Source organism: Aquiflexum sp. (genome assembly GCF_041749095.1).
In the GTDB taxonomy this organism is placed as follows: domain Bacteria; phylum Bacteroidota; class Bacteroidia; order Cytophagales; family Cyclobacteriaceae; genus Aquiflexum.
In genome coordinates this window covers 1-2,350 of sequence record NZ_JBGTCA010000089.1, presented here as the reverse complement: position 1 = coordinate 2,350, position 2,350 = coordinate 1, and the positions used below count along the sequence as shown (strand labels likewise).

Here is a 2,350-nt window from a genome sequence, read left to right as displayed (position 1 = left end):
TTTTGTTTTCTGCCAATATGCTCAAAATAAAGTCCACAGGATCCATTCCTTTTGCTTCTGCTATTTCATCCAACATACAATTGGTGGCAAAAGCATGGTGGATATTACTGACCGACCTTAGCCAACCGATGCGGGTATGGGCTTTGGACTCATGGGTCTCAATCCGGATATTGGGCACTTCAAAAGGAAAATCAATACAGCCCAAACCCAATTCGCCATCAGAAGGATGAAGTTCTGTTGCACTTGCTGTGGCTCCTATGGCAGGGAAGACAGTATGGTGATTCCATCCTGAGAAATTTCCGTTTTTATCCAAAGTGGCTCTGATTCTTTGGGCACTTTGGGCATGGAAAAAATCATGGTGCAGGTCATCTTCCCTGGTCCATTGAACCCTAACAGGAGATTTGGCTGCTTTGGACAGCAAGGCTGCCTCCACTACGAAATCTGGCTTGGATTTCCTGCCAAAACCACCACCCAATAAGGTAACATTCACTTTAATTTTCTCTACGTCTAATTCCAGAGCAGTTGCCACTGCCTGCCTTGCCCATTGTGGATGCTGGGTTGGGGCCCAGATTTCACAAGTACCATCTTCTTTGAAGTCTGCAATTGCAGCAGGTGGTTCCAAAGTGGCATGGGCATAAAATGGAGCCAAATAAGTTCTTTCTATGACCTGCCCGGCCCCTTGTCTTGCCGAATTGAAATCCCCTCTTTCCCTTCTAACCTGTCCATTTCCGGTAGTACTTTTCAGCATCTCATCCAATTGCTTTGCAGAACTGTACTGTTGGTTTTCTCCCAAATCCCATTCGATCTCCAATGCATCTCTGCCTTTGATGGCAGCCCAGGTATTATCAGCTATCACAGCAACACCTTCTAATGGTTTGTCCAATCCGGGAGGAATACCAGATCCTTCAATTTTGTAGACCATTTTCACTCCCGGAACCGCCAATGCTTTTTCATCATTATAGGAAATGACTTTTGCACCGACAACGGGGCTTCTTCTCACAACGGCAATTTGCATATTTGGGAGGTCCACATCTGCGCCAAAAACGGCTTTTCCGGTGGCGATGTCTTTATTGTCATAAATCGCGATGTCCTTTCCAATGAGTTTGTAGCTGGAAAATTCCTTTAAGGTAATACTTGCCTCATCAGGTATTTCTTTGTCTTTTAAACCCTCAACTAAATCCCCAAAATTGATTTTTTTTCCTCCTGAAGAAAGTACCTGTCCATTTTCGGAACGGCATTCCGAGGCATCTATTCCCCACTTTTCAGCGGCAGCAGCAATAAGCATATGCCTTGCTGTTGCACCGGCTTTGCGCATGGGTTCGTAAAACATCCGGACAGAATAGGAGCCATCTGTGTTTTGATCGCCGTATTTTTCCTCATTGCCTTCGGCTTGCACTATTTTTACTTTGCTCCAATCAGCACCCAATTCATCTGCCACAATCATTGGGAGGGAGGTTCGGATACCTGTGCCCATTTCAGATCTGTGGGCGATGAGCGTTACTTGATTGTCAGAATCAATGTTGATATACACATTTGGAGCGAAAGTCACCAATTCTCCTTTGGGGCCACTACATTGGAAGTTGACTCCCAATAGGAACCCACCTGATGCGAGTGTGCTGATCTTCAGGAATTCCCTCCTGGAAGGGATAAATACCTTGCTTTTATTTTCTGTTTCTTTGTTTTTGAGGAATGGGAATTTGGGCATCATAGCTTTATGTTGTCTTGGTCAATTGAAAAATTAAGATTTGGAAGCAGTCAATATGGCATCCTTGATACGGTTGTAAGTTCCGCATCGGCAGAGGTTTCCGGCCATTGCATTTTCAACTTCTGCTTCAGAAGGACTTGGATTGTTTTTTAGCAGTGCCGCTGCATTCATGATCTGACCAGTTTGACAATAACCGCATTGGGGAACAATATGCTCCACCCAAGCTTTCTGCAAAGGGTGGCTTCCATCTTGAGAAAGTCCTTCAATGGTGGTGATGTTTTGATTTCCTACAGCAGAGATTGGCAGGCTGCAGGATCTTGTGGCTTCATCACCGACCAAAACCGTACAAGCACCGCATAAAGCCTGTCCGCATCCGAATTTTGTGCCTTTCATCGATAAGAGGTCCCTCAGTACCCAAAGTAGTGGCATATCTTTAGTGGCAGTGACTTCTTGTTTTTTTCCGTTGACGGTTATTGTGTATTTTTCCATTTTCCAGTATTAACCTTTATGTTTTCTAAAGCGATTTATCTTGCAATTTAAAATTTGCTCAATTCTTAAATTTATGAAATTTTATGAAAATCATGGCCATCAGAAACTAATTGAAATACAAAAAGTTAACATTATCCATAATTTGTACCTCAGAAA

Annotated in this window: 2 protein-coding genes; both read right to left on the bottom strand. The window is 43.5% G+C overall.

Going from position 1 to position 2,350, the window contains the following annotated elements:
- Positions 1 to 1,708 (bottom strand): molybdopterin cofactor-binding domain-containing protein (locus ACEW8O_RS04800; RefSeq protein ID WP_373493485.1); only part of this gene is annotated, 1,708 nt, incomplete at its 3' end.
- Between the two features lie 30 nt (positions 1,709 to 1,738).
- Positions 1,739 to 2,194: a (2Fe-2S)-binding protein gene (locus ACEW8O_RS04795; RefSeq protein ID WP_373493484.1), complete on the bottom strand. Its 456-nt coding sequence runs from the start codon at positions 2,192 to 2,194 to the stop codon at positions 1,739 to 1,741.
- Positions 2,195 to 2,350 lie beyond the last annotated feature (156 nt).